The sequence below is a fragment of the Paracoccus sp. SY genome, assembly GCF_002901215.1.
Classification (GTDB): Bacteria; Pseudomonadota; Alphaproteobacteria; order Rhodobacterales; family Rhodobacteraceae; genus Paracoccus; species Paracoccus acridae.
In genome coordinates this window covers 1-5,904 of record NZ_NWMQ01000084.1, presented here as the reverse complement: position 1 = coordinate 5,904, position 5,904 = coordinate 1, and the positions used below count along the sequence as shown (strand labels likewise).

The following is a 5,904-nucleotide window of genomic DNA, read 5'->3' as shown; positions in this document are numbered from 1 at the left end:
CGCCGTCTGTAATGTGGTTTCATGAGCCCATTTGATGAGGCAGCGGGAATGGCAGGGCGCTGCATCCTGCCGAGAGAGGCTGAAGCTGGTTTGTCAGCAAGAAAACATGAAAGCTTGGCAGCTTTTTCCAGGGTCGCTTCCATCGGATTGTGAGACGTCTATGCGGGGGACCGGAGTGGTTTGAGCCTTCCTGCATAGTTAACGGCCCGCCCGCATCCGCTTGACCGCAATGTCCCACCAGATGCGTTGGACCACGACCTCGATCTCCTCTGCCATGACGTCATAGCAGCAGAACGCAGACTTTAAGCTGGCCGGCGCCGTCACGATCATCGTGTCCAGGTCCTGTACGCCGTCACCAAGACAGGCGCTGACCCATCCCCGAAGAAAAGTGGCAAGGTCATCCTGGGCAGCAGCTTCGCCGCTCTGGTTGGAGGAATAAGCAGCGCGCGAGTGGCTAATAGTCGTGTCGGTCATCTGGCGTCCGCCGTGTTGCCGTCCGACCCTCGGGACGACTGTGAAAATCAGCAGCTCAGAACGTCAATCAACCGGCCTGTCGCTTTCCACAAAATGAATGGCGGGCCGGCACATGCAGAATGTGCAAAGAAGATCGTTTTGTCTATGCATAAGTCGCCGGCCTTAGCCGCAGACCTTCTCTGGCTCACGCACAGGTCCAAGCAGCGAAATCCGCCGCAACGAGTCCACCAGCACTGAGCCTATGGGTTCCGAGACCTTGCAGGCGCTGCCTTGTTGCGCCTGCCTGTAGTTCTTCAGGACCGCANCAGGTCCAAGCAGCGAAATCCGCCGCAACGAGTCCACCAGCACTGAGCCTATGGGTTCCGAGACCTTGCAGGCGCTGCCTTGTTGCGCCTGCCTGTAGTTCTTCAGGACCGCAATGATGCTGGGATCAATGATGCCCATCAGCGCACATCCTTCCGTTGTATTCTGCTCGACGTTTTCTTGTTTTGTGCGAGCATTTATTGAAACGACGTTACAAAGCGCAAGGGTTCCAAGGGTTTGATAAAAATCAGTCCTTGATATGCTGACCAAAAGGACAAGTTGCCCCTTACGTTAGCGTCAGACACAACTACTCCATCCGCCGGGCGGCACCTGTGTTGTTTTTATGTTTCCAAGTGTTCGCCGCCCGGCTGGAAGATCCAGCCAAGCCACGCTTCAGCGCTCAACCTGTGCCGGATCAGCAGCCTGTCCCCACCTTTTTGCCTTGTCGTGACCCGTAGTCCTTGACGATCAGGGGCATATCGGAACTATGACTAATGTTCACAGATTGTTCTGGGCCATGTTGCTTGATCTTCATTCTCTCAGCGTCACGCTGATCGACCGCGACTTGCCACTGACCGACATTCAGGTGCCAGCCGGTTTTCCCTCGCCTGCGGCCGACGATTTTGAGGACACGGTTGATCCTATGAAGTAGGTTGTTCGCCATGAACATGCGACCTTCTGGTGGCGCGTGTCGGGTGACAGCCTGGAGAGGTCGGTTCCTGTTCCATCCCAGTCACCGATCCATTCGCCCGCAGAGGGTCGCCACGATGCTGATGCGCCTGTCCGCAGGCTGCGTTGAGTAAGCGAGTGGGCGCTTGCAGCGAAAGAGATATCTTTCAATCCTAGATTCGGCTGGACATCGCGCCTCGCGTGGCGACCTGCGCGAAGGCGGCGAAGAGGCTGGTGGCATGGGCTCTGGCCTCTGCGTCGTCCAATGGGTCGTGGGGGTGCCCGATGCAGCCGCGATGAGGCTTTGGCAGGGGGCCTCTCGGATGCGGCCCTTTGGAAATCGGTCCTTCCGAAAACTCGCGGCCGGAGCGTCCGTTTCCTTTCGGTTTGGGCAGGAGGGGCTAGAAGGCCGTCGGAATGGCACAGACAAGGCAGGCAGAACATGACTCTCAGACGCTGGCTCGGCATCCTCATCGTCCTTGGGCTGGTCGCCGGCTCGTGGACCTGGTGGACGTCGCGCTCGACCGACGCGGTGGCCGAGGCGCCCGCGACGGTGCAGGTGGCACGGCAGGACGTGCGGCAGACCGTGCTGGCCTCGGGCGTCATCGAGGCGTCGCGGCTGGTATCGGTGGGGGCGTTGGTCAGCGGGCAGGTCCGGGCGCTGCCGGTGGAACTGGGGCAGCGGCTGAAGGCCGGCGATCTCGTTGCCCAGATCGACCCCGAAGACCAGCAGAACGACCTGCTGCGGGCCGAGGCCGCGCTGGCCCAGATCGAGGCGCAGATCGCCGCGCAGCAGGCATCCAACGTCGAGGCGCGGCTGGCGCTGGACCGCAAGCGCGAACTGGCGCAGCGCGGCTTGCTGACGACCCAGGACCTGGAGGCGGCCGAGGCGCAGCTTGCCGTGGCCGAGGCCAATGTGAAGGCCAGCGAGGCGTCGCGCGCGCAGGCTGAAATCGCCGTCCAGTCCGCCCGCGTGGCGCTGGAACGCACCCGAATCCTCGCCCCTGTCGATGGAACGGTTGTTGCCATCACCGTGCGCGAGGGGCAGACGATCAACGCCAATCAGTCCAGCCCGACCTTGGTCAAGATCGCCGACCTCGACACCATGGTCGTGAAGGCCGAGATTTCCGAGGCCGACATCGTCCATGTCCGCCCCGGCCAGCAGGCCAGCTTCACCCTTGCCGGCGATCCGAGCCGCAGCTACCAGGCCACGCTGCGGGCGCTGGAGCCCGCGCCTGCCGCCATCGCCGATGCAGACGAGATCGACACCAGCACCGCCATCTACTACCGCGCCGCTCTGGACGTGCCAAACCCCGAAGGCACCCTGCGGATCGGCATGACGGCCGAGGTCACGCTGATCCTGGCCGAGGCCGAGGACGTGCTGGCCATTCCCGGCACGGCCGTCCGCCCCACGCCCGAGGGCGGCGCGGTGGTGCAGGTCCACGACCCCGCGACCGGCGAGATCCGGCGGCGCGAGGTTCAGACCGGCATCGCCTCGGCCAGCCTGACCGAGATACGCGCCGGGCTGGAGGAGGGCGAACTGGTCGTCACCGGCCGCAGCGGCCGGCCCGGCAGCACTGCCCCGCAAGGTCCGCCCAGCGGCGGCGGCCGCATGGGCGCGCCGAGGCTCTTCTGACCATGGCGCCGCTGATCGAGCTGAAGGGCATCCGCCGCGACTTCCCCTCGGGCGACGAGATGCTGACCGTGCTGCATGGGATCAACCTGACCATCGAGGCGGGCGAGATGGTCGCCATCGTCGGCTCCTCGGGGTCGGGCAAGTCCACGCTGATGAACATCCTCGGCTGCCTCGACCGACCCAGCGAGGGAACCTATTTTTACGCCGGGCAGGACGTGGGGGCGTTGTCCGAGGAAGACCGCGCCCGGCTGCGGCGGCGGCATTTCGGCTTCATCTTCCAGCGCTACCAGCTGCTGCCCGACCTTGACGCGCTGGCGAATGTCGAGGTGCCCGCGGTCTATGCCGGCCATCCGGCAGGCGCACGCCGCACCCGCGCCGCGATGCTGCTGGAACGGCTGGGCCTCGGCCAGCGGATGGACCACCGCCCCCGCGCGCTGTCCGGCGGCCAGCAGCAGCGTGTTTCGGTCGCCCGCGCGCTGATGAACGGGGGCGAGGTGATCCTGGCCGACGAACCGACCGGCGCGCTCGACAGCCGCTCGGGCGCGGAACTGCTGGAACTGCTGCAGGAACTGAACGCCGAAGGGCATACCATCGTCATCGTCACCCATGACCGCGAGGTTGCGGCCCGCGCGGGCCGGGTGATCGAGATGCGGGATGGCCGGATCATCTCGGACAGCCGCAACCGCGCCCAGGCGGGGACAGGGCCGCGCGGAGCGGCCGGCCGCGAAGGGAACGGCATCGCGGCACGGATCGGCCGCTTCCTCGAAGCCTTCGTGGTGGCGGTGCGGGCGCTGAACGCACATCGCCTGCGCAGCTTCCTGACCATGCTGGGAATCATCATCGGCATCGCCTCGGTCGTTTCCGTCGTGGCGCTCGGTACCGGCAGCAAGGAACGAGTGCTGGAAAACATCTCGTCCCTTGGCACCAACACGATCACCGTGCGGCCCGGATCGGGCTTCGGCGACCGCCGGGCGCGGGCCATCGACACGCTTGTCGCGGCGGATGCTGACGCGCTGTCGGCCGAACCCTGGGCTGTCTCGGCCTCGCCCGAGATCCAGGCCACCGCCAATGTCACATGGCGCGGCACGTCGGCCAGCGTCTCGGTCCGCGGCGTGGGCACCGAGTATTTCGACGTCGGCGGCTTCACCGTGCTGGAAGGGCAGGCCTTCGGCCGCGAGACGCTGGCCCGGCGCAGGCAGGTGGCGGTACTGGATGTCGAGGCCGCATCCGCCTTCTTCCCAGACCCGGCCTCGGCCATCGGTCAGGTGCTGATGGTCGGCCGCGTGCCGCTGGAGGTGATCGGCGTCGCCTCGCAGACCTCGGCCGGGCCGGGGCCATCGTCCCCGCGGATCTTCGTGCCCTACACCACCGTCGCCATGCGGATCACCGGGCAGACGGTGGTGGATTCGATCTCGGTCCGCGTCGTTGACGACGCCGACATGGCCGAGGCCGAGGCCGGCATCGAGGCGCTGCTGACCGAACGGCACGGGAAGAAGGACTTCTTCCTGATGAACTCGGACACGATCCGGTCCTCGATCACCTCGACCACGCAAACGCTGACGATGCTGATCTCGTCCATCGCCGTCATCAGCCTGATCGTGGGCGGCATCGGGGTCATGAACATCATGCTGGTGTCGGTGACCGAGCGGACGCGCGAGATCGGCGTCCGCATGGCCGTGGGTGCCCGCCGGTCCGACATCGTGGCCCAGTTCCTGATCGAGGCCGTGCTGGTCTGCCTTCTTGGCGGATTGCTGGGCATTGCCCTGGCCCTGGGCGGCGGCATGCTGCTGGCGCAGCTGCAACCCGATCTTCGGCTCGTCTATTCGGCGCCGACAATGCTGCTGGCCTTCCTGTCCTCGACCCTGATCGGCATCGTCTTCGGCTTCCTGCCCGCCCGCGCGGCCGCGCGCCTCGACCCGGTGGAGGCGCTCAGCCGCGAATGACCGGCGCGTGTGCCGTCAGACAAATGCAAGTTCGTCTCAATGTTTGCAGATGATGGGTCTGGCGGCCGTGGGCCTCATGGCGGGACGAAGTGTAGGGTTTTATCTTGGCGGCGCCAAAAACGCGGCCTCCGCGGTGAAGACCACGGCTCAAGCGGCACAGCAAACCTTCAGGGGTGAGAACGCGATTGGTCGCAATGCGATGGCGTTTGCAGCGCATCTGGCGGTCTTCCGGGCGACAACAGGTGGGGCTGAGTTCATCAACCGGATGCAAGACAAGGCCCGCGCGTTGGTCAAGACATGACCCTGCTCGCGGGCAGTCGATCATGATGAATGGTGCTGCCCGGTGCATGTCACGATGACCACGGGCGCAAGAGCAGGGCCGCGACATCTGACAATCGCGTGCCGTGTCTGCGGCCAACAACGCCCTGTCGAAGCAATCACCGCAGAAGTTCAGCGGCACTGAGCTTGGCTGCCTGGACCAGAGCCCTCGCCAGTGCTGCGGCGTTTGCCGGTGCAAGGCAGGCAGGACCCTTTGCGCAGTCTTGCGGCGCAAAGGGCGATCCGATGGGCACCCGGTAAGGGGTTCACTCAGCCGTCTGAGGGTCCTGCAGTTCCTGCGGCTGCTTGAGACATCTGCGCGTCCAGGCCCGCCTCCGGGCTGCGATCCTTATCCTCGTCCGGCGCGGTGAGGTCTTGGGACGCGGGCTCCCTGTCTGCCGCTGCACCGACCGGTCCAGCCTCTGACGCAGTCCTTGCCTTGCGTCCTCGGGTTGTCTTTGGCGCCTCGCCACCCTCGATGGCTGCAGCTTTCGGTTTGCGGCCCCTGCCCGATGCTGATGCCGCCGCCGGGGTTCCAGCTTCGGCCTTGGGAGGACGGGC

5 protein-coding genes are annotated in these 5,904 nt (G+C 65.3%); 3 read left to right on the top strand and 2 right to left on the bottom strand.

From position 1 onward, the window contains the following. Positions 1-198: 198 nt before the first annotated feature. Both CK944_RS21115 and CK944_RS23040 read right to left on the bottom strand, forming a co-directional pair. Entirely contained in the window at positions 199-474 is a 276-nt protein-coding gene (locus tag CK944_RS21115; RefSeq protein ID WP_103175028.1) for a hypothetical protein, read from the bottom strand. A 718-nt stretch (positions 475-1,192) separates the two neighbouring features. Continuing rightward, the gene (locus CK944_RS23040) at positions 1,193-1,447 is read right to left on the bottom strand and encodes a hypothetical protein (RefSeq protein ID WP_146038742.1); all 255 of its coding nucleotides are present in this window, start codon (positions 1,445-1,447) and stop codon (positions 1,193-1,195) included. Between the two features lie 441 nt (positions 1,448-1,888). Here CK944_RS23040 and CK944_RS21105 point away from each other — a divergent pair, with 441 nt between their 5' ends. The 3 genes from CK944_RS21105 to CK944_RS21095 are packed head-to-tail and all read left to right on the top strand — an operon-like array spanning position 1,889 to position 5,326. Beyond that, positions 1,889-3,082 (top strand): efflux RND transporter periplasmic adaptor subunit, encoded by a 1,194-nt coding sequence (locus CK944_RS21105; protein WP_158248111.1) that lies wholly within the window; start codon positions 1,889-1,891, stop codon positions 3,080-3,082. 2 nt (positions 3,083-3,084) lie between these two features. Continuing rightward, a complete protein-coding gene (locus CK944_RS21100) occupies positions 3,085-5,025 on the top strand; it encodes a MacB family efflux pump subunit (RefSeq protein ID WP_103175025.1) in 1,941 nt (646 codons plus the stop codon). Between the two features lie 49 nt (positions 5,026-5,074). After that, positions 5,075-5,326, top strand: a complete 252-nt coding sequence (locus CK944_RS21095) for a hypothetical protein (protein WP_103175024.1) — start codon at positions 5,075-5,077, stop codon at positions 5,324-5,326. Positions 5,327-5,904 lie beyond the last annotated feature (578 nt).